The organism is Microbacterium sp. ZXT2-5 (assembly GCF_055329545.1).
The window spans coordinates 2,714,426-2,740,977 of sequence record NZ_JBUZWD010000001.1 but is presented as its reverse complement, the minus strand read 5'-3'; the positions used below and the strand labels follow the sequence as shown (position 1 = coordinate 2,740,977).

25 protein-coding genes are annotated in these 26,552 nt (G+C 70.2%); 13 read left to right on the top strand and 12 right to left on the bottom strand.

Going from position 1 to position 26,552, the window contains the following annotated elements:
• The first annotated feature begins 191 nt into the window (after positions 1 to 191).
• On the top strand, positions 192 to 680 hold the full coding sequence (locus ACZBH1_RS12230) for a GyrI-like domain-containing protein (protein WP_463646503.1): 489 nt from the start codon (positions 192 to 194) through the stop codon (positions 678 to 680).
• A gap of 75 nt (positions 681 to 755) precedes the next feature.
• On the top strand, positions 756 to 1,154 hold the full coding sequence (locus ACZBH1_RS12225; RefSeq protein ID WP_463646502.1) for a DUF5655 domain-containing protein: 399 nt from the start codon (positions 756 to 758) through the stop codon (positions 1,152 to 1,154).
• A gap of 167 nt (positions 1,155 to 1,321) precedes the next feature.
• Here ACZBH1_RS12225 and ACZBH1_RS12220 read toward each other — a convergent pair whose 3' ends face one another.
• Positions 1,322 to 1,603 (bottom strand): hypothetical protein, encoded by a 282-nt coding sequence (locus ACZBH1_RS12220; RefSeq protein WP_336396641.1) that lies wholly within the window; start codon positions 1,601 to 1,603, stop codon positions 1,322 to 1,324.
• 201 nt (positions 1,604 to 1,804) lie between these two features.
• Between ACZBH1_RS12220 and ACZBH1_RS12215 the strand changes: the two genes are divergently transcribed.
• Positions 1,805 to 2,134, top strand: a complete 330-nt coding sequence (locus ACZBH1_RS12215) for a hypothetical protein (RefSeq protein ID WP_336396642.1) — start codon at positions 1,805 to 1,807, stop codon at positions 2,132 to 2,134.
• Between the two features lie 18 nt (positions 2,135 to 2,152).
• On the opposite strand, the gene ACZBH1_RS12210 is transcribed toward ACZBH1_RS12215, so the two are convergent.
• Genes ACZBH1_RS12210 through imuA' form a run of 3 tightly spaced genes read right to left on the bottom strand, consistent with a single transcriptional unit; the run spans position 2,153 to position 8,165 of the window.
• Positions 2,153 to 5,578, bottom strand: coding sequence for an error-prone DNA polymerase (locus tag ACZBH1_RS12210; RefSeq protein ID WP_463646501.1), 3,426 nt, complete (start codon positions 5,576 to 5,578; stop codon positions 2,153 to 2,155).
• A 51-nt stretch (positions 5,579 to 5,629) separates the two neighbouring features.
• On the bottom strand, positions 5,630 to 7,360 hold the full coding sequence (locus ACZBH1_RS12205; RefSeq protein ID WP_463646500.1) for a DNA polymerase Y family protein: 1,731 nt from the start codon (positions 7,358 to 7,360) through the stop codon (positions 5,630 to 5,632).
• Between the two features lies 1 nt (position 7,361).
• Positions 7,362 to 8,165 carry a DnaE2-dependent mutagenesis accessory factor ImuA' gene (gene imuA', locus ACZBH1_RS12200; protein WP_378881898.1) on the bottom strand — a complete coding sequence of 268 codons (804 nt, stop codon included), beginning with the start codon at positions 8,163 to 8,165 and terminating at the stop codon, positions 7,362 to 7,364.
• A gap of 108 nt (positions 8,166 to 8,273) precedes the next feature.
• On the opposite strand from imuA', the gene ppk2 reads away from it, so the two are divergent.
• Positions 8,274 to 9,086 (top strand): polyphosphate kinase 2, encoded by an 813-nt coding sequence (gene ppk2, locus ACZBH1_RS12195; protein WP_336396646.1) that lies wholly within the window; start codon positions 8,274 to 8,276, stop codon positions 9,084 to 9,086.
• Here ppk2 and ACZBH1_RS12190 read toward each other — a convergent pair.
• A complete protein-coding gene (locus tag ACZBH1_RS12190; RefSeq protein WP_378881901.1) occupies positions 9,038 to 9,958 on the bottom strand; it encodes an EamA family transporter in 921 nt (306 codons plus the stop codon). The two genes, ppk2 and ACZBH1_RS12190, sit on opposite strands and share 49 nt — an antisense overlap.
• A gap of 39 nt (positions 9,959 to 9,997) precedes the next feature.
• Here ACZBH1_RS12190 and ACZBH1_RS12185 point away from each other — a divergent pair, with 39 nt between their 5' ends.
• Complete coding sequence (locus tag ACZBH1_RS12185; protein WP_463646499.1) at positions 9,998 to 10,516, top strand: MarR family winged helix-turn-helix transcriptional regulator; 519 nt, start codon at positions 9,998 to 10,000, stop codon at positions 10,514 to 10,516.
• An 18-nt stretch (positions 10,517 to 10,534) separates the two neighbouring features.
• Here the strand turns inward: ACZBH1_RS12185 and ACZBH1_RS12180 are convergent, their stop codons facing one another.
• The 4 genes from ACZBH1_RS12180 to ACZBH1_RS12165 all read right to left on the bottom strand — a co-directional run bounded on the left by ACZBH1_RS12180 (position 10,535) and on the right by ACZBH1_RS12165 (position 14,502).
• The gene (locus tag ACZBH1_RS12180) at positions 10,535 to 11,032 is read right to left on the bottom strand and encodes an HNH endonuclease (protein WP_336396649.1); all 498 of its coding nucleotides are present in this window, start codon (positions 11,030 to 11,032) and stop codon (positions 10,535 to 10,537) included.
• Positions 11,033 to 11,416: 384 nt separating this feature from the next.
• A complete protein-coding gene (locus ACZBH1_RS12175) occupies positions 11,417 to 12,235 on the bottom strand; it encodes a M23 family metallopeptidase (protein ID WP_336406420.1) in 819 nt (272 codons plus the stop codon).
• A gap of 415 nt (positions 12,236 to 12,650) precedes the next feature.
• Complete coding sequence (locus tag ACZBH1_RS12170) at positions 12,651 to 13,352, bottom strand: iron-dependent transcriptional repressor DtxR (RefSeq protein ID WP_378881908.1); 702 nt, start codon at positions 13,350 to 13,352, stop codon at positions 12,651 to 12,653.
• 316 nt (positions 13,353 to 13,668) lie between these two features.
• A complete protein-coding gene (locus tag ACZBH1_RS12165) occupies positions 13,669 to 14,502 on the bottom strand; it encodes an endonuclease domain-containing protein (RefSeq protein WP_463646498.1) in 834 nt (277 codons plus the stop codon).
• 510 nt (positions 14,503 to 15,012) lie between these two features.
• Here ACZBH1_RS12165 and serC point away from each other — a divergent pair.
• Positions 15,013 to 16,128, top strand: a complete 1,116-nt coding sequence (gene serC / locus ACZBH1_RS12160) for a phosphoserine transaminase (protein ID WP_463646497.1) — start codon at positions 15,013 to 15,015, stop codon at positions 16,126 to 16,128.
• Here serC and ACZBH1_RS12155 read toward each other — a convergent pair.
• On the bottom strand, positions 16,104 to 16,784 hold the full coding sequence (locus tag ACZBH1_RS12155) for a TetR/AcrR family transcriptional regulator (RefSeq protein ID WP_378881916.1): 681 nt from the start codon (positions 16,782 to 16,784) through the stop codon (positions 16,104 to 16,106). The genes serC and ACZBH1_RS12155 overlap by 25 nt on opposite strands.
• 200 nt (positions 16,785 to 16,984) lie before the next feature.
• Here ACZBH1_RS12155 and ACZBH1_RS12150 point away from each other — a divergent pair, with 200 nt between their 5' ends.
• The 6 genes from ACZBH1_RS12150 (at position 16,985) to ACZBH1_RS12125 (ending at position 24,864) form a co-directional block, all read left to right on the top strand.
• On the top strand, positions 16,985 to 18,640 hold the full coding sequence (locus ACZBH1_RS12150; RefSeq protein WP_463646496.1) for an ABC transporter substrate-binding protein: 1,656 nt from the start codon (positions 16,985 to 16,987) through the stop codon (positions 18,638 to 18,640).
• Between the two features lie 108 nt (positions 18,641 to 18,748).
• Entirely contained in the window at positions 18,749 to 19,573 is an 825-nt protein-coding gene (locus tag ACZBH1_RS12145; protein WP_463646495.1) for an ABC transporter ATP-binding protein, read from the top strand.
• Positions 19,570 to 20,379 (top strand): ABC transporter ATP-binding protein, encoded by an 810-nt coding sequence (locus ACZBH1_RS12140; protein ID WP_336396657.1) that lies wholly within the window; start codon positions 19,570 to 19,572, stop codon positions 20,377 to 20,379. Before ACZBH1_RS12145 ends, ACZBH1_RS12140 begins: the two co-directional genes overlap by 4 nt.
• A complete protein-coding gene (locus ACZBH1_RS12135; RefSeq protein WP_336396658.1) occupies positions 20,376 to 21,455 on the top strand; it encodes an ABC transporter permease in 1,080 nt (359 codons plus the stop codon). The genes ACZBH1_RS12140 and ACZBH1_RS12135 overlap by 4 nt, the downstream gene beginning before the upstream one ends.
• A 2-nt stretch (positions 21,456 to 21,457) precedes the next feature.
• Entirely contained in the window at positions 21,458 to 22,510 is a 1,053-nt protein-coding gene (locus ACZBH1_RS12130; protein ID WP_463646494.1) for an ABC transporter permease, read from the top strand.
• Positions 22,507 to 24,864 carry an exo-beta-d-1,3/1,6-glucosidase gene (locus tag ACZBH1_RS12125; protein WP_463646493.1) on the top strand — a complete coding sequence of 786 codons (2,358 nt, stop codon included), beginning with the start codon at positions 22,507 to 22,509 and terminating at the stop codon, positions 24,862 to 24,864. The genes ACZBH1_RS12130 and ACZBH1_RS12125 overlap by 4 nt, the downstream gene beginning before the upstream one ends.
• A 73-nt stretch (positions 24,865 to 24,937) precedes the next feature.
• On the opposite strand, the gene ACZBH1_RS12120 is transcribed toward ACZBH1_RS12125, so the two are convergent.
• Both ACZBH1_RS12120 and ACZBH1_RS12115 read right to left on the bottom strand, forming a co-directional pair.
• Complete coding sequence (locus ACZBH1_RS12120; protein WP_463646492.1) at positions 24,938 to 25,759, bottom strand: DUF3027 domain-containing protein; 822 nt, start codon at positions 25,757 to 25,759, stop codon at positions 24,938 to 24,940.
• Positions 25,743 to 26,126 (bottom strand): cold-shock protein, encoded by a 384-nt coding sequence (locus ACZBH1_RS12115; RefSeq protein ID WP_336396662.1) that lies wholly within the window; start codon positions 26,124 to 26,126, stop codon positions 25,743 to 25,745. Before ACZBH1_RS12115 ends, ACZBH1_RS12120 begins: the two co-directional genes overlap by 17 nt.
• A gap of 161 nt (positions 26,127 to 26,287) precedes the next feature.
• Here ACZBH1_RS12115 and ACZBH1_RS12110 point away from each other — a divergent pair, with 161 nt between their 5' ends.
• On the top strand, positions 26,288 to 26,551 hold the full coding sequence (locus ACZBH1_RS12110) for a multidrug ABC transporter ATPase (RefSeq protein WP_336396663.1): 264 nt from the start codon (positions 26,288 to 26,290) through the stop codon (positions 26,549 to 26,551).
• The last annotated feature ends 1 nt before the right edge of the window (position 26,552 follow it).

The window sequence follows — 26,552 nt, the reverse complement described above, 5'->3', positions numbered from 1 at the left end:
CCTGTCGGCCGGTGGCGGCCGGCGGCGGGTCCAAGGTCCTTTCGATTCCTCCGCAGGCCGGCGGTGTGCGGCGGGACCAACGGCCCGGATGGGTGTGGGTTCGCGCCGCAGCCTGGAGTCACGCAGAGAACCGCCCGCCCGCGAGCGACGCTGAGGCGTTCGCGCGCCGGGCCGATCCGTGAGGAGCCGAGATGACCACCGAGGTGCAGGTGACCGAGCGTGCCGGGGCGCACACCGCCGGAGTGCGCAGGACGGTGCCCATGAACGAACTGACCGACTTCTTCTCGCGCGCCTTCTCCGAGACCATGCGTGTGCTCGGGGCGCAGGGGCTTCAGCCATCCGGACCGCCGTTCGGCAAGTACTACGGCATGCCCGGCGAGACCGTGGATGTGGAGGCGGGATTCCCCGTCGACCGGCCGGTGACCGGCTCCGGAGATGTGGTGCCGGGATCGCTGCCAGGGGGCAGGGTCGTCGAAGCCGTGCACGTCGGCCCGTACGACACCATGCAGCAGACGTACGCCGTCATCGAGCGGTTCTTCGCCGCCGAAGGCTGGACGCCGGGTGACGTCATGTGGGAGAGCTATCTGAGCGATCCCGGGACCGAGCCGGATCCGGCGACCTGGCGCACTCTCATCTCGTGGCCGGTCGCCGGCGGTGACCGCGCCGCCGCGACGGCTTAGCCGCTCAGCGTCGCCCCCTCCACCATCAGTCGACGATCAGCCGGCGATATCGGATGGCGATCCGGAGGAGGAAGGATGGATCCCACCACGCCGGAGGAGTACTTCCAGCACAGCCCGCTCGGACTCGCCGTTCATCGCGAGGTGCACCATCTGCTGGTGACGAACTGGCCGGACGTCGCCGTCCGGACGACGAAGAGTCAGGTGGCCTTCCGCCGGGAGCGCGCGTTCGCATTCCTGTGGCGCCCGCGGCAGTATCTGCGCAGCGCTTCCGCGGACGTCGTGCTGTCCCTCGCCCTGTCGCGACGCCTCGAGTCGGTGAGGTTCAAGCAAGTCGTGCAGCCGTCCCGAGGCACCTGGATGCACCACCTCGAGATCGGCGCGGTGGAGGACGTGGACCAGCAGGTCGAGGAGTGGCTCGACGCGGCGGCCGCCGCTGCTGGGCCACGGCTCGGTCCACCGACACCGGACGCGTGAGGGTCGTGCGACTGAGCGGCAGCGGCGGGTCCGCGCGGTGTTCGAGGGACGTTCGTCCCGGCGCGCGAGCATGCGCCGCGCGACGCTGGATGTGCGATCCCGCCGCCGCGGCACGTCGGTCCGGGCGGGAGGCGGAGAGGCAGAGATCACCTCCGGCGGGGGTCCGCTCAATAGATCATGTCGTCGTAGACGCCGTCACCGGGCTCGATGCTCGGCGGATGGAACTCCCATTCCTCCACCTGCTCGGGGCTTCGCTCGATCGTCTCGAAGCGGACGCCGATGTACGGCGTGATCATGACCGAGATGCCGGAGCGACCCACGGTCTGGAAGTCGACGAATCCCGCGCCCTGCTGGACGGCCTCGATGATGAGCCGCTGCAGTTCCGCGACGTCCTGCTCGGGGTCGAGGATGAACATCTGTCCGTCGACGCGAGCCCTGACAACCTCCATGGCGCTCCCCTCGGTTCGCCTCCACAGTACGCCGATTCGCTAGCCAAGCTAGTGAATCTCCGAAGCCTCAGGAATCACTCAGACGGCGGGTGCCCTTCTCCGTGGGAACCCATGGCTGAGCGCCCCTCGCCCTGTACCCCTTCCCTCCCCCGGCTGCAACCCCCCAGAGGTACCGCCGCACCCAAGAGTAGAAAGGGGCACGTGAAGAGGGTGATCTACGCGGGAAGCGAATTCATGACCGGGGATGACATCACCTCAGCGCTGCTGAAGTGCAGCCAGGCTCTCGCCGAGGCAGGTGAAGCCGAAACGGTGTCGGTGCCCATCGTCGAGCCTGACGGGAGCGTCACGACGATGACGGTGCTCATCGGCCCTGCCAGTCAGATCGTCGCCAAGGAGGCGAAGGTGGAGGTGGATGAGCTCGTGGATGTCACCGCTGTGGAGCGACTGAACGCCATCCAGCGCCGGCTCCACCCGGTGGCGGTCGTCGACGCCGAGCCGCCCAGCGAACGGGACTGGGACGCGCTGGATTAGGAAATCCTCCGTACGGCATCAGCGGAAGTCCCGCGCCTTGTGCTGCACACCCACGCGGAGGTCTTCGAAGCCGTCGGCGACGAGGTTGGTGACCCCCTCCGGGGAGCGCTCGAGAATGCCCCGCGCGATGAGCGCCGGAGAGTCGCGGACGATCCGCCGGTACCTGTTCCACACCCCGACCGAGCACACGATGTTCACGAGGCCGTGCTCGTCCTCGAGATTGATGAACGTGACACCGGATGCCGTCGCCGGCCGCTGCCGATGGGTCACGAGTCCTGCGACCTCCACCCGCCGACCGGTCTCGTGGCTGCGCAGTTCGCGCGAGGTGAGGACGCCGCGGGCATCCAGTCCGGAGCGGTAGTGCGTCATCGGGTGGTCGTCGGTCGAGATCCCGGTGGCCCACAGATCTGCTGCGAGACGCTCGTAGCTGGTGGGGTCCGCGAACAGCGGCGGCTGCACCGCGATCAGCGAGTTCGGCAGGTACTCGGGGCGGTCCTGCGCCGCCGATCCGGCGAGCCAGATCGCCTCGCGCCTGCTGAGTCCCAGGCACTCCAGCGCCCCCGCGGTGGCGAGGGCCTCGACCTGCGCGGCGGAGATGCTGGTGCGACGCACGAGATCACGCGGGTCCCGGAACAGCCCTCCGGAGGCACGGGCGTCGACGATGCGCTGGGCGACCTTGGCGCCGATGCCCTTCACCCCTGCGAGGCCGAGCCGCACCGCGAACCCCGTGTCACGGCGATGCGCCGCCGACTCGTCGGGCGCATCGATGTCGAAGGTCCCGACGGGCGGCTGATGGCGTCGGAGGCACGAATCCAGGCCGGTGGGCCCCGCGACGGGCTCGGTGGCCGACGCGCCGCCCACCGCCTCGAGCACCGCCTCGACGTCTGACAGGTGCAGGTCAGGCCGCCGCACGTCCACACCGTGGCGGCGCGCGTCGGCGACGAGCGTCGCCGGCGAGTAGAAGCCCATCGGCTGTGCGCGCAGCAGCCCCGCGAGGAACGCCCCCGGGTAGTGCAGCTTGATCCACGAGCTGGCGTACACGAGCAGCGCGAACGACAGCGAGTGCGACTCGGCGAACCCGAAGTTCGCGAACGCCTGGATCTTGGCGTAGATGGCGTCGGCGGCATCCCCCACCAGCCCGTTCTCGGCCATGCCGGAGTAGAGCTTGTCGCGCAGCGACTCGATGCGCTCGATGCCGCGCTTGGACCCCATGGCCCGGCGCAGCAGATCGGCGTCCTCGCCGCTGAGTCCGCCGATGACCATGCCCATCTGCATGAGCTGCTCCTGGAAGACGGGGATGCCCTTGGTGCGCTCCAGGACCGGCTTGAGCTTCTCGTGCGGATAGGTGACCGGCTCCTGGCCGAGCTTGCGGCGCACGAACGGGTGCACGGCGCCGCCCTGGATGGGTCCGGGGCGGATGAGGGCGATCTCGATGGCCAGGTCGTAGAACTCGCGAGGCTGCAGCCGCGGAAGCAGCCCCATCTGCGCCCGCGACTCGACCTGGAACACCCCGACCGCGTCCGCGCGGCACAGCATGTCGTAGACCGCCTTCTCCTCTTTGGGGATCGTCGAGAGCTCCCAGTCCTCCCCCGTGGAGGCGCGGATCATGTCGAAGCAGTACTGGATGGCCGCGAGCATCCCCAGGCCGAGCAGGTCGAACTTCACCAGCCCCATCCACGCCGCGTCGTCCTTGTCCCACTGGATCACCGTGCGGTTCTCCATGCGCGCGTGCTCGATCGGCACCACCTCGCCGACGGGCCGGTCGGTGAGCACCATGCCGCCGGAGTGGATGCCGAGGTGCCGCGGCGCCTTGAGCAGCTCGCCGGCGAACTCGATCACCTGATCGGGGATGTCGTGCCCGGCTGCCGTGTCGAGGTGGGCGCCCCACCCCTCGACCTGCTTCGACCACGCGTCCTGCTGTCCCGGCGAGTGGCCGAGCGCCTTGGCCATGTCGCGGACGGCGTTCTTCGGCCGGTACTGGATGACGTTCGCGACCTGCGCCGCACGATCCCGGCCGTACTCCTGGTAGACCCACTGGATGATCTCCTCGCGGCGGTCGGAGTCGAAGTCGACGTCGATGTCGGGCTCCTCGTCGCGCAGCGACGACAGGAAGCGCTCGAACGGCAGCCGGTAGTAGATGGCGTCGATCGCGGTGATGTCGAGCAGGTAGCAGACGGCGCTGTTGGCGGCAGAGCCTCGCCCCTGGCACAGGATGCCTCGCCGCCGCGCCTCCTGGACGATGCCGTGGACGATGAGGAAGTAACCGGGGAAGTCCTTCATCTCGATCACACCGAGCTCGCGTTCGATGCGCTCCCGGTCCTCCGGACGGAGATCGGGATACTTCCGCGGCACCGCATCCCATACGAGCGAGCGCAGCCACGACATCGGCGTGTGCCCCTCGGGCACCTCCTGCTTCGGCAGCGCGGGCTTCGCGCGCCGCAGCGGGAAGGCGAGCTCGTCGGCGAGCGTGACGGTGCGGGCGACGGCGTCCGGGAACCGGACGAACCGCTCCGCCATCTCGGCGCCGGACCGCAGGTGCGCGCCGGCATGGGCGGGCAGCCAGCCGTCGAGCTCATCGAGCCCGCGATTGGCGCGCACCGCCGCGACGGCGGCCGCCAGCAGCTGCCGCTGCGGCACCGCGTAGTGCACGTTGTTCGTGGCGAGGAGCGGGAGTCCGCGCTCCCGGGCGAGACCTGCCAGCACGTCGTTGTGGCGGGTGTCGAGCGGATTGCCGTGGTCGATGAGCTCGACGTGGACGGCGTCGCGCCCGAACAGGGCGATCAGCCGGTCGAGCTCGTGGGCGGCCGCGTCGGCCCCCGCCCTTCCGGGAGACGACACCAGGGCCTGGCGGACGGCGCCCTTGCGGCATCCGGTGAGGACGGCCCACTCCCCCGCCGCCTGCGCCGCCAGCTCGTCGAGGTCGTACACCGGGCGCCCCTTCTCGGCGCCCTGCAGCTGCGCGTGCGTGATGGCGCCGGCGAGCCGGTGGTAGCCCTCCTCGCCGCGGGCGAGCACCAGCAGGTGGCCGCCCACCGGGTCGGCTTCGCCGTTCTGGGGCTTGGGCAGCTCGAGTGACAGCTCGGCACCGAAGACCGTCTTCAGGTCGAGCGCTTCGGCGGCCTCGGCGAAGTGGACGATGCCGTAGAAGCCGTCGTGGTCGGTGATCGCGAGCGCGTGGAGCCCGAGCCGCTCCGCCTCTTCGGCGAGCTCTTCGGGTGAGGACGCCCCGTCGAGGAACGAGAACGAGGAATGGGCGTGCAGCTCGGCGTAGGGGATGACCTCGGCCGGTCGCTCGATCCTGGGCGGCACATAGGGCCCGCGCTTGTGCGACCAGGCGGGGCTGTCGCCGCCGTCCGCGCCGGCCGGTCGCGGGTCCGGCCGACGCCGGTCGCTGAGCACGCGCTCGATCTCCGACCACGACACACCGGGGTTGTTGAAGCCCATCAGCCGCTCCTCGATCGGCTGATGAGCCCGTGGGAGCACAGGTACCGGGGGTCAGTCATAGGTCGCCTCCGCGGTCCAGGCGTCGCCATCGCACACCAGCAGCCATGCGCCTCCGTCGGCGTCGACGACCTGGAACCGGTACGCACGGCGCGAGCGCGCGGCATCCCATCCCCGCTCCACCACCGGCCACGGACCTGCCCACGCCTCGATCGGACGCCGGCGCCCGCTCTCGATGAAGAACGCGGGCACGGCGGCGACATTGCCCCGGTCGTCGACGTCGACGAGCTCGCCGCCCAGCGCCCGCACGTCGACCGGCACCGGATCGGCGAACACCGTCGACGGCAGCGGCTCGGGAAGGCTCCCCGGCCACGGCCGCGCGCGCTGCGCCGCGAGTCCGCCCCCGCCCTTCGCCTGCCGATCGCGCTCGTCGCGGTCGCCCCACGGGACGAGCACCTGTCGTTCCGCGAGCCACCTCCCGCCGCCGATCGCTGGGGTCACGACGCCGCGGTGCCCGAGCATCGCCTGCACCCGCGACAGCGCGTGGTGCACCCTCTCTTCGGGGCCGCCGCCGAACAGCGCGGGGGCATGGTGGGATGCCGCGTCGACCGCCTCCGGTGAGATCCGCACGAGCGTGACCCCGCTGCGGAGCCCGGCTGCCGGATCACCGGCGCCGACGTCCTCCGCGAGCTGCCAGCGCACACGGTCGACGACCGCCGCCGCGTCGAACGAGCCGGGATGAAGCCACACCCGTTCGCTGCGCTCCCCGCGATCCCCGACGAGCTCGACGCGCAGCTCGGTGCACACGAGGTCGACCGCGCCGAGCCCTGCGACGAAGTCGTCGGCGGTGACGCGCATCGCGAACGCGACCTGATCGGCGATCTCGAGGGGCGGCTCGAACGCGATCTCGCGCTCCAGCTCGGGCGGCGGCGTGCGGGGCTGCACGGGCCGGGAGTCGCGCCCGGCGGCGAGCGCATGGAACCGGACGCCCCGTTCACCGAACCGCTCGCGCACCCTGTCGGCCTCCATCGCGGCGAACCCGCCGAGGGTCTGCACGCCCAGCCGCGCGAGCAGACCCACCAGATCGGTCGCCGCCGTGACCTCCTCCGCCCGGCCCCCGAGCATCGCCGACGCGTCGAGCACCGAGATCGGCAGCGGTGCGAGGAAACCGGCCGCACCGCCGGCGGGCACGACGAAGACCGGGTCGTCGGCGCTCGTGCCGCCCCTGGCCGCCTGCTCCGCCGTGAACGGCCCGTCGGCGACGCCGGCCCGCACGTCGTCGAGCCCGGCTTCGCGCAGCACGCCGATCAGCACGCGGGCCGCCTCGATCTCACCGCCGTAGTAGCGCGCCGGGCCACGGATGCGCAGCGCGCACAGTCCCGGCCTCACCAGCTGCACACCCGGCGCGCTCTCCTCGATCAGCGACACGATCGACGCGAAGGCGCGGTGATCGCGCGCGGCATCCGCGTTCACCAGGACCAGTCCGGGACAGCGCGCCTGCGCATCGCGCCGCCGCATCCCCCGGCGCACCCCCTCCCCGCGCGCATCGACTGAGCACGCGACGATGAGATTGCGCTCCACCACGGCGATCGGATGCCGCCTCCCCTCGCCCCGGTGCGGACGGTCGTCGCCCGGGCGTTCGCCCGCCGCAGTCATCACCGCTTCGGGGGCACCGCCCGAGGAGCCCGGGCGCCCTGCGCCTGCGCCCGCCTCCCGTTCGAGCGCCGTCACAGGCCAATCGGGGAACCACAGCACGAGGCTCCGGACCGGTGTTCCGGGCGTCATGTCACCCCACCGCCCTCGCCTCGAGCGGATAGGACTCCGGTGCTGCGACCGCGTGCAGTCTCTCGACCGGACGCATGCGCTCGGGCGCGACGGAGACGTGCCCGGCGGCATCCGGAAGCAGGACACGCGTCCGGCGCGACCGCGGCCATCGTCGGCTCGACGAGGTCAGCGTGACCTCCCGGCCGGAGAGGTACCCGTGCCCCCGGCCCACGCCCTCCCATGCCGGCTCACCCACCTCGATCACGGCTTCGGCCTGCGGCCACGGCCCCTGCACGAGCAGCACGGCGCCGCGATCGCGCAGTCGCGCCGCGAGGCGCGCCACCTCGCCGTCGGCGGCACGCCCGGACGGCCGCACCGCGACCACCGGCAGCACTTCGGCGACGGTCGCGGTGACGGCGAGCCATCGCGCACCGGGATCGGGGATGAGGACGAGCCGCGACAGATCCACCCCCAGCCCCTCCGCCGCCTCGGCGCCGAGACGCGGCATGCCGATCACGCCGCACCACGACCCGGACTGCGACGGCTGGGCGAGCAGCGCCAGCAGTACCGACGTCGAGCGCGGCAGGCAGTAGGCGGATCCGGGCCGCAGTCCCCCGCCGGGCAGCAGCGAGGCGAGGGCGGGATGCACCGGCAGTACGGGGGCATCGAGGCGCCGGCCCTGCACTCGCTCGAGCTGGGCGCGCAGGCGTGCCACGGTGCCCGTCGATCCGCCAGGCGATGCGAGACCGGCGGGATCTGGCGCCGTCGGCTCGTGCTCGACGGGCTCGTGCACATGCTGTGCGGTGAGCTGCACGATCGCCCCCATTTCCACAGGCTAGAACAGATGTTCTAACTTCTCAACCGGTAGGGAACGAGAGTACCTCCTGCTTCCGACACTTTTGTTCGACCCCGCGCCGCCGTGTAGCCTCTGGCCATGAGCGAGCGACGGATCCCCAAGCCGGCCTACGAGCGGGAGCTGCGCCGACTTCAGGCCCAGCTCGTCGACATGCAGGCCTGGGTCCAGGCGACCGGCGCCCGCATCGTGGTGATCTTCGAAGGGCGCGATGCGGCGGGCAAGGGGTCGACGATCAAGCGCGTGTCGGAGTACCTGAACCCCCGCGTCACGCGCATCGTGGCCCTGCCCACCCCGACCGAGCGCGAGCGCACCCAGTGGTACTTCCAGCGATACGTCCCGCACCTTCCCGCCGCGGGCGAGATCGTGCTGATGGACCGATCCTGGTACAACCGGGCGGGCGTCGAGTACGTCATGGGCTACTGCACCAACGCCGAGTACCACCGGTTCCTCCACCAGGCGCCGATCTTCGAGCGGATGCTCGTCGAAGACGGCATCCTGCTGCTGAAGTACTGGTTCAGCGTCTCACCGGACGAGCAGGAGGCGCGCTTCCGGTCGCGGGCCGACGACCCGATGCGCCGCTGGAAGCTGAGCTCCAACGACGTGCTGTCGATCACGAAGTGGGAGGACTACTCCCGCGCGAAGGACAGCATGTTCGTGCACACCGACATCCCCGAGGCCCCCTGGCACGAGGTGCCCTCGGTCGACAAGCGTCGCAGCCGCATCAACATGATCTCCCACCTGCTCTCGCGGATCCCCTACGACGTCGTCGACCGCGAAGAGGTCGTGATCCCGCCGCGTCCGCCGTCGCGCGGCTACGAACGCCCGCCGAGGAACCTCGAGAACTACGTGCCCGACGTCGCGTCCAGGCTTCTCGGCACGCGCGACAGCTGACGGACGCCGCCCTCGGCGCGACGAGCCGGACGCGCTGCGCCCACCACGATCCCGGCGAGGACGAGCGCGATGCCGACCGCCTGAGGCACACCGAACGCCTCCCCGGCGACGATGACGCCGAGCACCACGCCGGTGACCGGATTGAGCAGCCCGATCACGCCGACGACCCCCGGTGACAGGCGCCGCAGTCCCGCGAACCACGCCGCGTACGCGAGCGCGGTGGCGACGAGCGCCAGGTAGGCGAACCCCAGGGCGGACGACACGGTCAGCACCGGCGGAGCGCCCTCGACCAGCACCGCGACCGGCATCAGCACGATGGCGCCTCCGACCAGCTGCCATGCCGCCATCGGCAGCGCAGGCACATCGGCGCCCCAGCGCGAGGTCAGCACGAACCCGAGCGAGGACGCCACCATCGCCCCCACCGAGGCGACGACGCCCCACGGATCCGCCCCCGCCGCATCGAAGCCCAGCATCACGCCCACCCCGACGAGCCCGACCCCGGCCCCCGCCACGGCCGCGAGCCGCGGCCTGCGTCGCAGCAGCACCCACGCGAACAGCAGCATGCACGCCGCGGATGCCGACATCAGCGTCGCGGCGAGACCCGACGTCAGGCGCTGGCCGGCGATGTAGACGAGCACGAAGAAGCCTCCGACATTGAGGGTTCCCAGCACGAGCGAGCGCCACCACCAGGATCCGCGCGGAAGCCGGCGGGCGATCAGCAGCACGATGATGCCGGCCGGAAGCGCCCGCAGCACCCCTCCCCACAGCGGCGCCTCGGCCGGGAGCAGGGCATGCGTGACCACGTACCCGCTCCCCCATGCGATCGGAGCGATCGCCGTGAGGGCGATCCATACCCACCGTTTATCTTCCATGGAAGACACTTTATCTTACTGGGAAGATAAAGTGGACCCATGGCCGAAGACCGTCTCCCCGACGACGCGCTCGACCGCGTCGCACAGATCCAACGCGAGTGGCGGCGCGAGCGGCCCGACCTCGATCCCTCCCCTCAGGGCGTCATCGGCCGGCTGCACCTGGTGGCCCTCGAGCTGACCGAGCGACTGGTCGACGTCTACGGCCGGTTCGGGCTCAGCGAGGGCGAGTTCGACGTGCTCGCCACGCTCCGCCGTGCCGGCACGCCGTACGAGCGGCCGGCGGGCGAGCTCGCCGACCACACGCTCGTCACCACGGGCGGGCTCACCAAGCGCGTCGACCGGCTGGAGGCACGGGGTCTGGTCGAGCGCCGGACCGAGGCATCCGACGCACGAAAGCGCCTCGTGCGACTCACGCCGGAGGGCCGCCGGCTCATCGATCAGGCGATCGCCGCCCACCTCGAGAACGAGCATCGCATCGTCGACGAGCTGGGGAGAGCGGATGCCGCGACGCTCGAGCGCATCCTCACGCGCTGGCTGCGCATCCTCGACGGGCCCTGAACCGTCTTCGAGGAGAAATCAGGCCGCGAGCGCCAGATACGGCTCCCACCGCGGGTCCGTACGCTCGGTGCCCCGAACGGTCCACTGCGCGCCGCGAGGCGGGCGCGGCGTGAAGCGGAGCTGCCAGTCCATCTCCTGCGGCGTGCGGTCGCCCTTGACGTTGTTGCAGCGCAGGCAGCACGCGACGAGGTTCTCCCACGAGTCCGCGCCGCTGCGCGAACGCGGCAGCACGTGGTCGATGGTCGACGCGGCCTTGCCGCAGTACGCGCAGCGGTGGTTGTCGCGACGGAGCACCCCGCGACGCGTGACCGGCACGTGCCGACCGCCCGGCACGCGCACGTAGCGGGTCAGGATGATGACCGCCGGGCGTTCGTACGCACGTCTGGTCCCCCACACCGGATCGGTCTCGGTGTGTTCCACCACGGTGGCCTTCTCGTTCATCACGAGCACCAGCGCCCGTTTGAACGACACGACAGCGAGCGGCTCATAGCCCGCGTTCAGCACCAGAGTGCGCATTGATCATCCTCTCGAATGGCCGGGACGGCTTCTCGGTATTCGACATGCGACGATCAAGGGCGCAGGGGCATGAAAAAAGGCGCTGTCTTATAGACAGCGCCTTGGAACCACGGCAATGCCGCGGCATCCGCTCGTGCAATGCCGAAGGACGAGGCGTCCGAGCGCATCCATGGTGCGGATGCGTGGTGTGCAGCCCATCGGCTCCCTCCGCTCTCTCAGCGTCGGGACTCAGGCTAACGCACTGGGCAGACACCGGGGCCGCAGCGGTGTGAACGACCCATGGCGTGTCGAAGAACGGATGCCTCCACCCGGCCGGGTGGAGGCATCCGTTGCGCTGTGATGCAGGAGCCGGTTCGACGTCCGCGACGGGCTCGGGGTTCGGGCTCAGCCGGCGTTGGACTGCAGCCACGCCCAGGGATCGACGACAGAGCCGTTGATGTGGACCTCGAAGTGCAGGTGGCAGGCGGTGGAGCTACCCGTGCTGCCGACGAACCCGATGAGCTGCCCGGCCGAGACGGTCTGACCGACCGAGACCTGCCGGCTGCCGTAGGTCATGTGGCCGTACAGCGTGTTGACGCGCTGACCGCCGATGACGTGGTCGATGGTGACGCCGACGCCGTAGCCGCCGTAGCTCTCCTGCGAGACCTTGACGACACCGGCCGCCGCCGCATAGAGGGGCGTGCCGCACGAGGCGAGGAGGTCGACACCCTGGTGGTACCCGGAGTCCCACAGGCCGCGGCCCTTGGTGAAGTTGAGGATCGGCCAACGCACCTCGCCGTTGCCCGGCGACGTCATGGCGATGTTGACCGGGGCTGAGCTCCGAGACGCGGCGGCGGCGGCAGCGGCGGCAGCAGCAGCGGCGGCTCGCGCGCGCTCGGCGGCGGCCTCTTCGGCCTTCTTCTTCTCGATCTCCTCCGCGGTCGTGGCCGCGTAGCTCTCGCGGGTCAGCTCCGACGCGTTGGCGTCGGACGCGGCGACGAACGTCTGGGCGTCGTCGACGGCCATCTGCTGGACCGTCACGGGCGCCTCATCGGTCTTCGCGGCACCCGCGGCGAAGGCCGGCAGAGCGACCGTGGCGACCAGTCCGCCGACCATGCTGAGGACCACGAGGCTCCGCAACGGCTTCGCCACGCGGCTCGGCCCCTTCTTCGGCGGCACGGCGCGTGCGACGCCACGGGGCGTCGAGCTCGAGGTCGCGGGCACGGTGGATCGGGGTCGCTGAGCGGGGGTCCGGCGATCGCGCGCGCGGCGGCTCAGGCGCGCCGCGTCGTTCTCGGGTCCGTTCGCGGGCGACTCGATATGTTCAGCCAAGCTTGTCCTCCGGCGCCTCCGCGCCCTGGGGCGCCTGGCTCGTCAGCACTCGATGTCGGGGCACGATGTGCGGGCTTCACCACATGTGGACGACGAGCCGGAGAGGCAATCCACGTGGGGTCCGGTCGGCGGGCTTCTCGCCTGTGGACTGTTCGAGGCTACCCGAAGGTCACGATTCTGTCACGCTGTGCGACTGGCAATTCTCTGGACGGCTCGTCGACGGATGCCTCGATCCCCGGCCGGGCGCGGCTTCACACGGCCACACAGGGCCCCACCGCCGGGGCCCTGGCGGGCGAGCGCTATCCGGTCAACGAGTCTCGTCGACGAGGAAGATGTGGGAGGCGACCTCGACGGGAAGCTCGAGGCCCTCGTCGCTGCCCTGCATCTGCACGAGCACGTAGCCCTCGCTATAGCGGTAGTCGCCGACGGCGCCGGGCACGACGCCCGCGCCCTTGAGCTGCTGCAGCAGCTCGGGGTCGACCTGGGCCGGCTCGGCGAGGCGGCGGACCGTTCCCGTGATCGGCTCGCCGGCGTCGTTCAGCCTGCGGACGAGCCCCACGACGCCCTGTTCGAACCCGCTCGTCGGCATGTCGCCGAGCTGGTCCAGCCCCGGGATCGGGTTGCCGTAGGGCGACTCGGTGGGGTGTCCGAGCAGCTCGACGAGGCGACGCTCGACCTGCTCGCTCATGACATGCTCCCAGCGGCATGCCTCTTCGTGCACGTACGCCCAGTCGAGGCCGATCACGTCGGAGAGCAGGCGCTCGGCCAGCCGGTGCTTGCGCATGACGTCGACGGCCTTCTGCCGGCCGGCGTCGGTGAGCTCGAGGGTGCGGTCGTCCGAGACGACGACGAGCCCGTCGCGCTCCATGCGCCCGATCGTCTGCGACACCGTGGGACCCGAGTGTCCGAGACGCTCCGAGATGCGCGCGCGCAGCGGCACGATGTTCTCCTCTTCGAGCTCGAGGATCGTACGCAGGTACATCTCAGTGGTGTCGATCAGGTCGGTCATGTCGCGGCATCCTCGATGTCTGGAGTGTAAGGACAGCCTATCTTCTGGCGTCGTCACCAAGGCGGGGCCGGGGCGGAGCCGGCGGCCGGCGGGCGCCTTCGGCGGCGGCCGGCGGCCAGCGGGCGCCTTCGGCGGCGGCCGGCGGGCGCCTTCGGCGCTCTGCCTGGCCACGGGGCTTTCAACAGGTCAACCGCGCTTCCACAGGAGGTTGGAAGGATGCAACCTCCTGTCGAAGGCCGGTTGACCTGTTGCACAGAGTCGGCGGAGGGCGACGAGCAGCCGAGGACCGACCAGCTGCGACCGGCGACGCAGAGAATCAGCGCGGTCGGTCGAGGCCCTGCGCGATTGCTCGCATGATGAGTTCCTGCACCTCGTGCCAGCGGTCGATGATCTGGGTATAGGTCACCCGAATCACGTGGTACCCCAGCAGGGTGAGCGCCGCGTCGTGCGCGACGTCTTGGGCGCGCTGGAGTCCCACGTGGTGCCCGCCGTCGATCTGGACCACGAGTCGCTCTCCGATCAGGAAGTCGACACGATGCTCGAGTATCCAGATCTGCGCCCGGATCGGAAGCCGCAGCCACTTCAGTCGGATCGCGAAGATCGTCTCGAGTCCGGAATCCGAGAACGGGGTCGCGGCGTCGAGCACCCGCCGGGCGGCCGGTCGCAGCGGCAGGCGGGCGAGCTCCATCGTGGTGACCAGTCCACGATTGAGCGCCGAGTTCCACACTGCCAACGCCGCCACGTACGGCTGGCATCCCGCGACGTTCACGAGCGCGTTCAGGATGCCGTCCTCCAAGGCGCCGGGCTCACGCGGCTGGACCGGAACCGACCAATGCACCTTCGTCATCGGATTCTGCAGACTCAGTCGGGAGGCGGACGGCGGCGCTCCGACGTGCGGCGCCTCGTCGGTGAGCACCCACAGCCCCAGCCTCTTCGCCCGGGTGACGCAGGTCAGCACGACGCCGGCCCTCGCCGCGGCCACGAGGTAGGGGTCGGCATCGACCCCCGCGACCCAACCGCGGCGAGGAACGGTGAGGATGCCTTCCGCGACCGCGCCGGCAACCGTCAGGCGACTGAATCCTTCGTCGAGAAGCGCCCGCACGCGTGCGACGCCGCCCAGACGGGTCACCGCGTCGATCAGTCCGGTCATCCTGGAACAATCGCGGGCCGCGCGACCCGTGGGTCACACCTCCTGGGCCACGGTGAACAACTCGTGCGCGCGGCATCCGCTCGCTCTCCTGTGGAGGAGGCGCCCGACAGGTCAACCGCTCCTCTACAGGACGCTGGAAGGTTCGAACCTCCTGTGGAAGCCCGGCTGACCTGTTGGCGACGGATGCCGCGCCGCAGCGCGGTGCGCGATGCCGCGCCGCAGCGCGGTGCGCGACGCTACGCCGCAGCGCGACCCCGCGACCAGCCTGGCGACAACGAGCTGGCCCGGCATCGGTCCGCCCTCCTGTGGAGGAGGCACTCGACAGGTCAACCGCGCCTCTGCAGGACGCTGGAAGGTTCCAGCCTCCTGGAGAAGCCCGGTTGACCTGTTGGCGACGGATGCCTCGACCCGCGGTCGCACCCCCTGTCGGGCACCCCCGCGCAGGCCCGCGCGCGTCACGGGCTGTCACGGGGGCGAGGCCGGCGGCCGGCGCCTCTCTAGAATCGACGCATGTCCCACGTGCTGCTTCCCCGCGAGATCCTGCCCGCCGACGGACGCTTCGGGTGCGGCCCGTCGAAGATCGCGCCCGCGCACCTCGAGGCGCTGGCAGGACCGGGTTCGGCGCTGCTGGGCACGTCGCATCGCCAGGCGCCCGTCAAGAACCTGGTGGGCCAGGTGCGCGCCGAGCTGAACCAGCTGTTCCGCCTGCCGAACGGGTACGAGGTGATCCTCGGCAACGGCGGCTCGACCGCGTTCTGGGATGCCGCGGCCTTCGGCCTCATCGAGAAGCGCAGCCAGAACCTCGTGTTCGGCGAGTTCGGCGGCAAGTTCGCCGCTGCGGCGAAGACGCCGTGGCTCGAGGCTCCCGACGTCCGCAAGGCCGAACCGGGTACCAGCACGGTTGCCGAAGCCGTCGAGGGCGTCGACCTATACGCCTGGCCGCACAACGAGACCTCGACCGGCGTCTCGACCGCGGTCACGCGCGTGCACGGCGACGAGGGCGCCCTCACCGTCATCGATGCGACCAGCGCGGCGGGCGGCATCGACTTCTCGGTGCACGAGGCCGACGTCTACTACTTCGCACCCCAGAAGAACCTCGGCTCCGACGGCGGCCTGTGGTTCGCGCTGGTCTCTCCGGCGGCGATCGAGCGCATCGAGCGCATCGCAGCGTCGGGTCGCTACATCCCCGAGTTCCTGAGCCTCAAGAACGCCCTCGACAACTCTCGCCTCAACCAGACCCTCAACACCCCGGCGCTCGCGACGCTGTTCCTCCTCGACAAGCAGCTCGACTGGATCCTCTCGTCGGGTGGCCTGCAGTGGGCCGACACCCGCACGCGCGAGTCGTCGCAGGCGCTCTACGACTGGGCCGAGGCATCCGCCTACGCGACGCCCTTCGTCGCCGACCCCGCTGACCGTTCACCGGTCGTCGTGACGATCGACTTCGACGAGTCGGTGGATGCCGCGGCCGTGGCCAAGAGCCTCCGCGCCAACGGCATCGTCGACACCGAGCCGTACCGCAAGCTCGGCCGCAATCAGCTGCGCGTGGCGACGTTCGTGTCGATCGAGCCCGACGACGTCCGTCAGCTCCTCCGCTGCATCGACTACACGGTCGAGCGACTGGGCTGATCCGCTTCTTCCTCGTCGGCCCTGTCCACCAGAGGTGACGGGGCCGGCGACAGCACCGCGGAGACGATCGCCTCGATCGCGAACTCCGACGCGCGCGCCAGGTCGACGGCGTCGGGGTCGAGCAGCCACTGCACCTGGAGCCCGTCCATCACGGCGAGGATGGCCGCCGAGGCCACGTCGACGGTGTCGGGAGCGGTGACGCCCCGCTCGGCGCAGACGACCGCGAAGGCGTGCGCGACCTCCGCGCGCAGCGTGCGATAGCGCTTCTCGAAGAATTCGCGACCCGGGTGGTCGTCGGTCACCGACTCGGCCGAGAGCACGACGTAGGCCTGCACGATGCCCGCGCGGTGGGCGTTGACGAACGCCGTGCGCACAAGATGGCGGAACAGGGGCATTCCGTCGGGGATGTGCTGTTCCTCGAGGTCGGCGACGTCGGTCTCGTCGCGGTGCTGCAGCACTTCGAGCAGCAGCTCGTGCTTCGAGCCGAAGTGATGGAGGATCCCCGCGTGGGTCATGCCGACCTGGTCGGCGATCTCCTGGAGCGTGCCTCCGCTGAAACCCTTGCTGCCGAAGATCTCGACCGCGGCGTCGAGGATGTCGCGCCTGCGGGCGAGGGTCTCGGGTCGCGAACGCGGCTGCCGGCGCGGTGCGGCCATGGGTCGGCACCCCCTTCTTCGCCGGTGCGTCGGATCGGTTCTTGCCGGCGACTGCGAGTCTACGCACGCCCTGCCCGCGCGTTCTGGTGCACCGTGGTTGCAAAAGTTACTTACTTGATTGTAAGTTAAACCGGCAATCACCCCGACGGCGCCGTCACTGCAGGAGACACGACGTCGTGCTCACACATCAAGGAGAAGCAATGAGGCTCAGAACAACGCTCGCCGCCGCCGGTGTCGCCGCGGCGCTGGTGCTCACCGGCTGCGCCGGTGGCGGCGGCGACGACGCGGACTCCGGCGGAGCGGCGGCGCTCACCATCGCCAAGCCCGACGGCGCGATCACCACCGAGTCGAACAACCCCTACCTGGGCGACTCATCCGCCTCGAAGTACGGCTACGGCAAGGTCATCTTCGAGTCCCTCGCCCTCGTGAACCCGACCGGCGACCTCGGAACCACGCCCTGGCTCGCCGAATCCGTGGAATGGAACGACGACTACACGCAGCTCACCGTCGTCGCGCGCAGCGGCGTGACCTGGAGCGACGGCGAGGACTTCACGGCCGACGACATCGCGTTCTCGTTCAACCAGGTGCTCGACGGCAAGCTCAACGACACCAACGCGCTCGACCTCGAGAACGTCGCCGTCGACGGCGACACCGTAACCATCGACTTCAACAGCTCGAAGTACACCCAGCAGGCGCGCGTGCTGCACTTCCAGATCGTGCCCGAGCACATCTGGCAGGACATCGACGACCCGAACACCGACCCGGTCACCGGCGAGGGCCAGGCCGTCGGCACCGGTCCCTACGTGCTCGACTCGTGGACCACCGAGTCGGTCACCCTCACGGCGAACCCCGACTACTGGGGCGGGGAGCTGGCAGTGCCCGAGCTGCACTACGTCTCCTATGGTGACAACGCCGCCCTGACGACCGCGCTCGCCACCGGCGAGGCGGACTGGGCGCAGGCGTTCATCCCGCAGATCCAGGAGAGCTACCTGTCGGCCGATCCCGACAACAAGTTCCTCGTTTCGCCCACGGCGGGCGCGGGCACGCTGTTCATGAACCTGCAGACCAAGCCCTTCAACGACCCCGCGCTCCGCCAGGCACTCGCGTGGACGATCGATCGTCAGGCTTACGTCGACATCGCCCGCGAAGGCGCGAGCGAGGCGGTCTGGAGCGTCACCGGTCTCGGCGCCCTGCTCCAGGACGAGGTGATCCCCGAATACGCCGGCCAGGAGTACTCGGTCGACGTCGACAAGGCCCGTCAGATCCTGACCGACGCCGGCTACACCTGGCAGGACGAGACGCTCATCGACCCGGACGGCGAGGCCGTGTCGTTCTCGATCTCGGTCCCGGCCGGCTGGAGCGACTGGAACACCGAGCAGGCGCTGATCGCCGAGGAGCTCAAGGAGGGCCTCGGCATCGAGGTCAAGGTCGACCAGCCGGACTGGGGCGGCTGGGACGCCGCGCGCCAGGAGGGCACCTTCCAGGCGATCATCCACTGGCTCGAAGACACCGGCAACGCGTACGGCCTGTACACGTCGACGATGGACCCGAAGTGGATCGTCGACGGCAAGGCGGCGTTCAACTTCGGCCGCTTCGACGACCCGGCGGTCACCGACGCGCTGAACACCTACGCGAATGCCTCGTCGGACGCGGACCGTGACGCCGCGCTCGCAGTGATGCAGACGGCGTTCGTCGAGAACGTGCCGGCCATCCCGCTGGGAGCGCACCCGCTCCTGGGCGAGTTCAACACGCGCAACTACGTCGGCTGGCCCTCGGAGGAGGACCAGTACGCCTCGGCAGACCCGACGCAGCCCGCGATCGTGCAGATCCTCACCGAGCTGCAGCCCGCCGACTGACACTCCGCGGGCGGGACGGATGCTGCGGCATCCGTCCCGCCCGTCGGAACCGCTGCCTCGGCATCCGCTCCGCCCGCACGTCGGCCTTCACGAAAGCGAACAGCACCGATGAGAGACCCGCTGCTCTCCGTCCACGACTTCTCGATCGTCTACGACGTCGATCCCCCCGTGGAAGCGGTCAAGAACGTCACCCTCGAGCTCCAGCGTGGTGAGATCCTCGGACTCGCCGGCGAGAGCGGGTGCGGCAAGACCACCCTCGCCTACGGCGTCCAGCGCCTCCTCAAGCCCCCGGCGGTCATCACCGGCGGGTCCGTCACCTTCCACGACGCGAACGGCGAGGACGTCGACATCAATGGACTCGAGGCCGAGGAGATGCGCCGCTTCCGCTGGGACAAGATCTCGATGGTCTTCCAGGGCGCGATGAACTCGCTGAACCCGGTGGCCACCATCGGCTCCCAGCTCGAGGACGTCTTCGAGGTCCACCGTCCGAGCTTCACCCGCTCGCAGCGGCGCGACGCGGCCATCGAGCTTCTCGACATCGTCAAGGTCGGCGCGCAGCGCTACCGCTCGTACCCGCACGAACTGTCGGGCGGCATGCGCCAGCGCGTCATGATCGCCATGGCGCTTGCGCTGCGCCCGCAGCTGATGGTGATGGACGAGCCGACGACGGCACTGGACGTGCTCGTGCAGCGCGAGATCCTGCGCCAGATCTCCCACCTGCGCCACGAGTTCGGCTTCTCGGTCATCTTCATCACCCACGACCTGCCGCTGCTGCTCGAGATCAGCGACCGCATCGCGATCATGCGCGAGGGAGAGATCGTCGAGCTCGACGCCGCGGAGCGAGTTTGGACCGATCCGCAGGACGGGTACACCCGGACGCTGCTCGCCTCGTTCCCCCGACTCACCGGAGAGAGAGGGGTGGTCCACCGATGACCGTCCTCGAATTCGACGCCGTCACCAAGGTGTACTCCGTGCGCGGCGCCGGGCAGATCAAGGCGCTCGACGACGTGAGCTTCACGCTCCGCTCCGGCCAGACGATCGGGCTCGTCGGCCAGTCCGGCAGCGGCAAGTCGACGATCGCGAAGATCCTCACCCAGCTCGAGACGCCCACGAGCGGCGAGGTCCGCTTCGACGGTGCGCCCATCCCCCGTCGCGGCAAGGGACTGCGCGCCTACCGGCAGCAGCTGCGCATGGTCTTCCAGGATCCGTTCGCGTCACTGAACCCGTATCACACCATCCGCTACGCCATCCAGCGGCCGCTGCAGCTCGACCGCGTCGTGCCGAAGGACCGACTGGACGACGAGGTGCGCCGCCTCCTCGGACGCGTCCGCCTCGACGCCGACGCCGTCATCGACCGCCGGCCGCACGAGCTCTCGGGAGGGCAGCGCCAGCGCGTCGCGATCGCCCGCGCGCTCGCCTCCCGCCCGAAGCTGCTCGTGGCCGACGAACCGGTCTCGATGCTCGACGTCTCGATCCGCCTGGGGGTGCTGAACCTGCTCGCCGATCTGCAGCGCGAGCATGGGCTGGGGGTGCTCTACATCACGCACGACCTGGCCACCGCCCGGCACTTCAGCGACGAGGTCCTCGTGCTCAACCAAGGGCGCGTCGTCGAGCGCGGCCCCGCGGACGACGTGATCCTGCGTCCTCAGAACCCGTACACCCAGGAGCTGCGCGCGGCATCCCCCGATCCCGACACCTACTTCGCGCACGCAGCCGGCATTCTCGGAGGTGAGAGATGAGTGCCCTCGCCCCTCAGCTGCCGTCCCCGGACTTCGACGCGATCGAGGCGGGCACGACCGCGACAAGCGTCGTCAAGGGCCGCGCCCGCGTCCCCTGGCGCTTCCTCGGCAACCGCGCCCTGTTCTACCTGTTCACGCTCTGGGCGGCCATCACCATCAACTTCTTCCTGCCGCGCCTGATGAAGGGCGATGCGGTGAGCGCGTATCTCGCGCGCAACCGCAACGTCACGCCGGAGGCGGCCGAGGCTCTGCGCACCCTGCTCGGGATGGATGCCGACACCTCGCTCTGGCAGCAGTACGTGGATTACTGGGGCCTCCTCCTGCGCGGCGATCTCGGCATCTCGCTGCTGCACGGCATGCGGCCGGTGACCGAGGTGGTCGGCCAGTCACTGATCTGGACGGTCGGCCTCGTCGGCTTCGCGACGCTCCTCGCATTCGCGATCGGCACCATCGGCGGCGCGATCGTCGGCTGGCGCCGGGGCAGCAGACTCGACGTCCTCATCCCCATCACCACCTTCTTCAGCACCATCCCGTACTTCTGGCTGGGCCTGCTCGCGATCTCGGTCTTCTCGGTCGCGCTCGGGTGGTTCCCGATCGGCAAGGCCTACGGCGTCGGCGTGGCGCCCGAGTGGTCGTGGGAGTTCATCGGCGACGTGATCCATCACGGCTTCCTCCCCGCGGGGACGATCGTCATCGCCTCGCTCGGCGGCTGGATGCTGGGCATGCGGAACATGATGCTCACGGTGCTCGACGAGGACTACGTCACCGTCGCGCAGGCCAAGGGCATGCCCAACGACCGGGTGCTCTGGCGCTACGCCGCCCGCAACGCCGTGCTCCCTCAGATCCAGAGCTTCGCGCTGGCGCTCGGCTTCATCGTCGGCGGCACGATCGTGATGGAAGTGGTGTTCAGCTACCCCGGGATCGGCAAGCTCCTGCTGGACGCCACCAACGCGAAGGACTACGCCCTGATGCAGGGGGTGTTCCTCGTGATCACGATCTCGGTGCTCCTGGCGAACCTCCTCGCCGACGTCGCCTACGCGTTCCTCGACCCGCGCACGCGCCAGACGGAGGCCTGAGCATGAACACGATCGTCAACGACACGACGGCGCAGCGTCCGGCGCGCACGCCGGCGACCGCCACCGTCCGCAGCCCCGCCCCCGCCGGCAAGCCGCCCGGGAAGCCGACCTTCTGGTCCAGGCTGGGTGCCGCATTCGCGATGTTCCGCAACCGGAAGTCGATCACGGGCCTGTCGATCCTCGGGTTCTTCGTGCTCGTCGCGATCTTCGCGGACGTGCTGGCCCCGTACTCCCCCACGAAGGTCGACAACACCGCGCGCTTCCAGCCGCCTTCGGCGGAGCACTGGCTGGGCACGACGCACATCGGCGAGGACGTGCTGAGCCAGGTCATCCACGGCACCCGCGGCGTCATCGTGGTCGGTTTCCTTGCAGCGATCATCGCCACGGTCATCGCGATCGTCGTCGGTGTGCTCTCCGGCTACCTGCGCGGGTGGCGCAGCGAGGGCCTGTCGGCTCTCACGAACGTCTTCCTGGTGATTCCCGGCATCCCGTTGATCATCATCGTGGCGTCGATGTTCGAGGATCCGCCCCTCATCCTCGTCGCGGGAGTGCTCGGCCTCATCGGCTGGGCGTGGGGCGCGCGCGTGCTGCGCGCGCAGACGATGTCGCTGCGCGGCCGGGACTTCGTGCAGGCCGCCCGCGCCAACGGCGAACCCCTCCGGCGGATCATCGCCGTCGAGATGCTCCCGAACCTCATGGCACTGATCGCCGCCAGTTTCGTGGGCACCGTGACGGCCGCGATCATCGGCCTCACGACGCTGTCGTACATCGGGATCATCCCGGTGACGACCTACAACTGGGGCACGATCCTCAACTGGGCGAGCGCGCAGGGGGCCTTCCGCCAGGGCCAGTGGTGGTGGTTCCTGCCTCCGGGTCTGTGCATCGCCGCCATCGGCGTTGCCCTCTCGCTGATCAACTTCGGGATCGACGAGTACGTCAACCCGCGCCTGCGGTCCGCCGGTGAACGCGCCCGTGCCATGAAGAAGAAGGGCATGAACGTCAACGACGCCGTCACGGTCGTGCGAACGAACACGAACACGCAGGAGACCTCGTGACCGCCACCTCACATCACCACGGAGGGCGCCCGGCCTACCTCGACGTCTCCCTTCCGGTCGCCGACCGCATCGCCGACCTCCTCGGTCGCATGACGGTCGAGGAGAAGATCGGGCAGATGCTGCAGCTCGACGCGCGTGACGACCTGGAGGAACAGGTGGTGCGCATGCACGCCGGGTCGATCCTGCACGCCTCCCCCGAGAAGGTGCTGCACGCCCGCGAGCTGACCCTGCAGACGCGCCTGCAGATCCCGCTGCTCGTCGCCGAGGACTGCATCCACGGGCACTCCTTCTGGGAGGGCGCGACGATCTATCCCACCCAGCTCGGCATGGCCGCGTCATGGGATGCCGGCCTCGCCGAGCGTGTCGCGCGCGCGACCGCCGTCGAGGTCTCGGCGACGGGCATCCACTGGACGTTCTCGCCGGTGCTGTGCATCGCCCGCGACCTGCGCTGGGGCCGCGTCGACGAGACGTTCGGCGAGGATCCGTTCCTCATCGGCGAGCTCGCCTCGGCGATGGTGCGCGGCTACCAGGGCGGCGGCCTCGATGATCCGACCGCGATCCTCGCAACGGCGAAGCACTTCGCCGGGTACTCCGAAACGCAGGGCGGCCGTGACGCGAGCGAGGCCGACATCTCGCGCCGCAAGCTCCGGTCATGGTTCCTGCCGCCGTTCGAGCGGGTGGCGAAGGAGGGATGCCGCACCTTCATGCTCGGCTACCAGACCACCGACGGGGTGCCGATCACGGTCAACGACTGGCTGCTGAACGACGTGCTGCGCGGCGAGTGGAGCTACACCGGCACCCTCATCACGGACTGGGACAACGTCGGACGCATGGTGTGGGAGCAGAAGGTGCAGCCCGACTACGCCCACGCCGCCGCGGCCGCCGTGCTCGCGGGCAACGACATGATCATGACGACGCCCGGGTTCTTCCAGGGCGCCCAGGACGCCCTGGCGCAGGGACTCATGACCGAGGAGGCGCTCGACCGGGCTGTCACCCGCATCCTTCTGCTGAAGTTCGAGTTCGGCCTCTTCGAGGATCCGCGCCTTCCTGACCGCGATCGCATCGCGATGGCCGTCGGGTCCGCCGCGCACACGACGCTCAATCTCGAGGTCGCGCGTCGCTCGCTGGTGCTGCTGCGCAACGACGGCACGCTGCCGCTCGCCGGCGGGCTCACCGCCGATGCATCCGGACGAGCGGTGGTCGCAGCATCCGGTCGCCGTCGTATCGCGGTGGTCGGCCCGCTCGCCGACGACGCGCAGACGCAGCTGGGAGACTGGGCCGGCTCGTCCGGTCAGGTCGACTGGATCCGCGACGGGCACCCGCGCGAGATGATCACGACGGTGCTCGACGGACTGCGCGCGCACGCTCCCGAGGACTGGGAGATCACGCACGCGCAGGGCGCCGGCATCCTCACCCTCGAGGAGGACCCGGCGGGCGCGTTCTTCCCCGACGGACAGCCGCGGCCCCAGGTGGTCGTGCCGAGCGCACCGGACGCGGACCGCATCGCCGAGGCGGTCGCCGCCGCAGAGGCGGCCGACTACGTCGTCGCCGTGGTGGGCGACCGCATCGAGCTCGTCGGCGAAGGCCGGTCGACCGCGACGCTCGAGCTCGTCGGCGGACAGCTCGCCCTGCTCGACGCGCTCGCCGCGACCGGGACGCCCCTCATCGTGGTGCTGCTCGCCTCGAAGCCGCATGTGCTCCCACCGGCGGTGACGGATGCCGCAGCCGTGGTGTGGGCGGCGAACCCCGGCATGCGCGGGGGCCAGGCCGTCGCCGAGCTGCTGCTGGGCCTGATCGAGCCGGGCGGCCGCCTGCCGCTCTCGTTCGCCCGCCATGCCGGCCAACTGCCGATCTACTACAACCAGATCCGCGGCCAGCACGGCGAGCGCTACGCCGACCTGACGCAGAGCCCCGCGTTCGCCTTCGGCGAGGGCCTGTCGTACACGACGGTCGAGTACTCGGGCCTGCGCATCGTCGAATCCCACGTCGGTCGGGGCGACACCGTGCGCGCCTTCGTCGAGCTGCGCAACACGGGCCACAGGCCGGCGCACGAGATCGTCCAGGTCTACGTGCGTGACAGTGTGACCTCGGTCAGCTGGGCTGACAAGGAGCTCAAGGCGTACCGCCACGTCGACCTGCAGCCGGGCGACACGGCGACGGTCGAGCTGTCGCTGCCCGTCGCGGAGTGCACGATCGTGGATGCCGCGGGCCGGCGCCTTGTCGAAGCCGGCGACTTCGAACTGCTCGTCGGGCCGTCGTCGCGCGATGACGTGCTGCTGAGCGCACGCTTCCACGTCGCCGATGCGGTGGCGCGCCCGGCGGCGCCCGCCGAGCACGCGGTCGAGCGCCGCTGAGAGAACGCGAAGGGGTGGATCCCACCGCGCTGCGGGCGGCGGGAGTCCACCCCTTCGTCATGTCTGGAGGAGGTCAGGCACGTTCGGAGTCGAAGTCCTCGTCGTCGTCCTCGTCAGCGCCGTCCTCGTCGTCGAAGTCGTCCTCGTCGTCGTCGTCGTCGGAGTCGTCCTCGTCGTCGGAGTCGTCCTCGTCGTCGTCGGAGTCGTCCTCGTCGTCGTCGTCGGAGTCGTCGTCGACCTCCTCGTCGGAGTCGTCGTCGTGGAGGTCGGCCAGCTCGTCGATGTCGACGCCGTCGACATCGCCGGCGTGGAGGATGGGCGAACCGTCGTCGTCGAAGTCGGCTGCATCGAGGTCGTCGACGTCGTCGAGCTCCTCGCCCTCGGCCGTCTCGTCGTCGTCATCCGCGGCCGACTCCGCCTGCGCGGCGGCCTGCGCGGCGTGGTAATCGGCCAGGCGCACGGCCCAAGGCACCCAGTCCGGCGCGATGAGCGCTCCCTCGCCGGGCAGCAGCTCGACCTCGAGAACGGTCGGCTCGGCGTCCTCGACGCGCGCGAGGCTGACAGTCCAGAACCAGCCCGGATACCCGGCGAGCCGGTTGGTGAACCGCAGCGAGACGACGCCGTCGGCCTCCATCCGGTAGTCCGCGGGCTCGCCGATCGTCGATGCCGGCGTGATCTCGCGCAGGGCCGCGAGCGCCAGGTCATGGGCCTCGAGCAGCCGCGGGTCGGGCGACGCGGGCTCCGCCGCCTCGTCAGCGGGCGCCGCCGCCTCGTCAGCGGGCGCCGACGCCTCGGCAACCGGCTCCGCCGGCTCGGCAGCGGGCTCGACCGGATCGACGACCGGATCCAGGAGGAAGTCGGCGTCGGGATCGATGGGATCAGGCGTCGAGCTCATCGGCCACCTTGCGCAGAACTGCGGCCACCTTCTTGGCGTGCGAGCCGCTGGGATAGCGGCCGCGACGCAGGTCGCCGCCGATGCCGTCGAGCAGCTTCACCAGGTCTTCGACGATGATCGCCATATCGTCCGCGGGCTTGCGGGAGCGCTTGGCGAGGCTGACGGGAGCCTCGAGCACTCGGACCGAGAGCGCCTGCGGCCCGCGCTTGCCGTCGGCGATGCCGAACTCCAGCCGCGTGCCCGTCTTCAGAGCGGGAGTGCCGGCGGGCAGGGCGGTGGCGTGCAGGAAGACGTCCTGACCGTCGTCGGAGGAGATGAAGCCGAAGCCCTTCTCCTCGTCGTAGAACCTGACCTTGCCGGTGGGCATGGAAACCTCGCTGGATCGGGCGCCGCGCCCACGCGCGGCGGCATGACGAAATCGGGGTTCTGAACCCCACCCACCAGCCTAATGGCACGCCCTGGCGGCAGGCCCCACCGGCTCGGCATCGTCCCTCCGCAAGGTCAGCGCCAGCGGGTAGGCTGGAGCGGATGAGCACGAATCCCTCCGGCGACGTCCCCGTCCGCCGCATCGACCGCGTCCTGGCCTTCATGTCGCTCGGGCTGCTCGTGCTCTCGATCGTCTGCTTCTTCGCGATCATGATCGCGTCGGCCGCGGGCGCGGACTTCAGCGCCGGAATCTGGCCGCTGGTGGGCGTGCTCGTGTACATCGCGCCGATCGTGGCGTTCGGGCTGCTGCTCGCCGTGCTGATCATGAGTCTCGTCCGGAGGTCGCGGGCCAACAGAGGGGGCTGAC

Excerpts from the sequence above, each read along its gene's own strand:
- ACZBH1_RS12185 (WP_463646499.1), top strand. The coding sequence starts at position 9,998 with ATGGCCGAAGACCGTCTCCCCGACGACGCGCTCGACCGCGTCGCACAG.
- ACZBH1_RS12150 (WP_463646496.1), top strand. The coding sequence starts at position 16,985 with ATGAGGCTCAGAACAACGCTCGCCGCCGCCGGTGTCGCCGCGGCGCTG.
- ACZBH1_RS12145 (WP_463646495.1), top strand. The coding sequence starts at position 18,749 with ATGAGAGACCCGCTGCTCTCCGTCCACGACTTCTCGATCGTCTACGAC.
- ACZBH1_RS12220 (WP_336396641.1), bottom strand. The coding sequence starts at position 1,603 with ATGGAGGTTGTCAGGGCTCGCGTCGACGGACAGATGTTCATCCTCGAC.
- serC (WP_463646497.1), top strand. The coding sequence starts at position 15,013 with ATGTCCCACGTGCTGCTTCCCCGCGAGATCCTGCCCGCCGACGGACGC.
- imuA' (WP_378881898.1), bottom strand. The coding sequence starts at position 8,165 with ATGGGGGCGATCGTGCAGCTCACCGCACAGCATGTGCACGAGCCCGTC.
- ACZBH1_RS12155 (WP_378881916.1), bottom strand. The coding sequence starts at position 16,784 with ATGGCCGCACCGCGCCGGCAGCCGCGTTCGCGACCCGAGACCCTCGCC.
- ACZBH1_RS12135 (WP_336396658.1), top strand. The coding sequence starts at position 20,376 with ATGAGTGCCCTCGCCCCTCAGCTGCCGTCCCCGGACTTCGACGCGATC.
- ACZBH1_RS12180 (WP_336396649.1), bottom strand. The coding sequence starts at position 11,032 with ATGCGCACTCTGGTGCTGAACGCGGGCTATGAGCCGCTCGCTGTCGTG.
- ACZBH1_RS12120 (WP_463646492.1), bottom strand. The coding sequence starts at position 25,759 with ATGAGCTCGACGCCTGATCCCATCGATCCCGACGCCGACTTCCTCCTG.
- ACZBH1_RS12110 (WP_336396663.1), top strand. The coding sequence starts at position 26,288 with ATGAGCACGAATCCCTCCGGCGACGTCCCCGTCCGCCGCATCGACCGC.
- ACZBH1_RS12190 (WP_378881901.1), bottom strand. The coding sequence starts at position 9,958 with ATGGAAGATAAACGGTGGGTATGGATCGCCCTCACGGCGATCGCTCCG.
- ACZBH1_RS12170 (WP_378881908.1), bottom strand. The coding sequence starts at position 13,352 with ATGACCGACCTGATCGACACCACTGAGATGTACCTGCGTACGATCCTC.
- ACZBH1_RS12210 (WP_463646501.1), bottom strand. The coding sequence starts at position 5,578 with ATGGGCTTCAACAACCCCGGTGTGTCGTGGTCGGAGATCGAGCGCGTG.
- ACZBH1_RS12140 (WP_336396657.1), top strand. The coding sequence starts at position 19,570 with ATGACCGTCCTCGAATTCGACGCCGTCACCAAGGTGTACTCCGTGCGC.
- ACZBH1_RS12115 (WP_336396662.1), bottom strand. The coding sequence starts at position 26,126 with ATGCCCACCGGCAAGGTCAGGTTCTACGACGAGGAGAAGGGCTTCGGC.
- ACZBH1_RS12225 (WP_463646502.1), top strand. The coding sequence starts at position 756 with ATGGATCCCACCACGCCGGAGGAGTACTTCCAGCACAGCCCGCTCGGA.
- ACZBH1_RS12205 (WP_463646500.1), bottom strand. The coding sequence starts at position 7,360 with ATGACGCCCGGAACACCGGTCCGGAGCCTCGTGCTGTGGTTCCCCGAT.
- ACZBH1_RS12230 (WP_463646503.1), top strand. The coding sequence starts at position 192 with ATGACCACCGAGGTGCAGGTGACCGAGCGTGCCGGGGCGCACACCGCC.
- ppk2 (WP_336396646.1), top strand. The coding sequence starts at position 8,274 with ATGAGCGAGCGACGGATCCCCAAGCCGGCCTACGAGCGGGAGCTGCGC.
- ACZBH1_RS12130 (WP_463646494.1), top strand. The coding sequence starts at position 21,458 with ATGAACACGATCGTCAACGACACGACGGCGCAGCGTCCGGCGCGCACG.
- ACZBH1_RS12165 (WP_463646498.1), bottom strand. The coding sequence starts at position 14,502 with ATGACCGGACTGATCGACGCGGTGACCCGTCTGGGCGGCGTCGCACGC.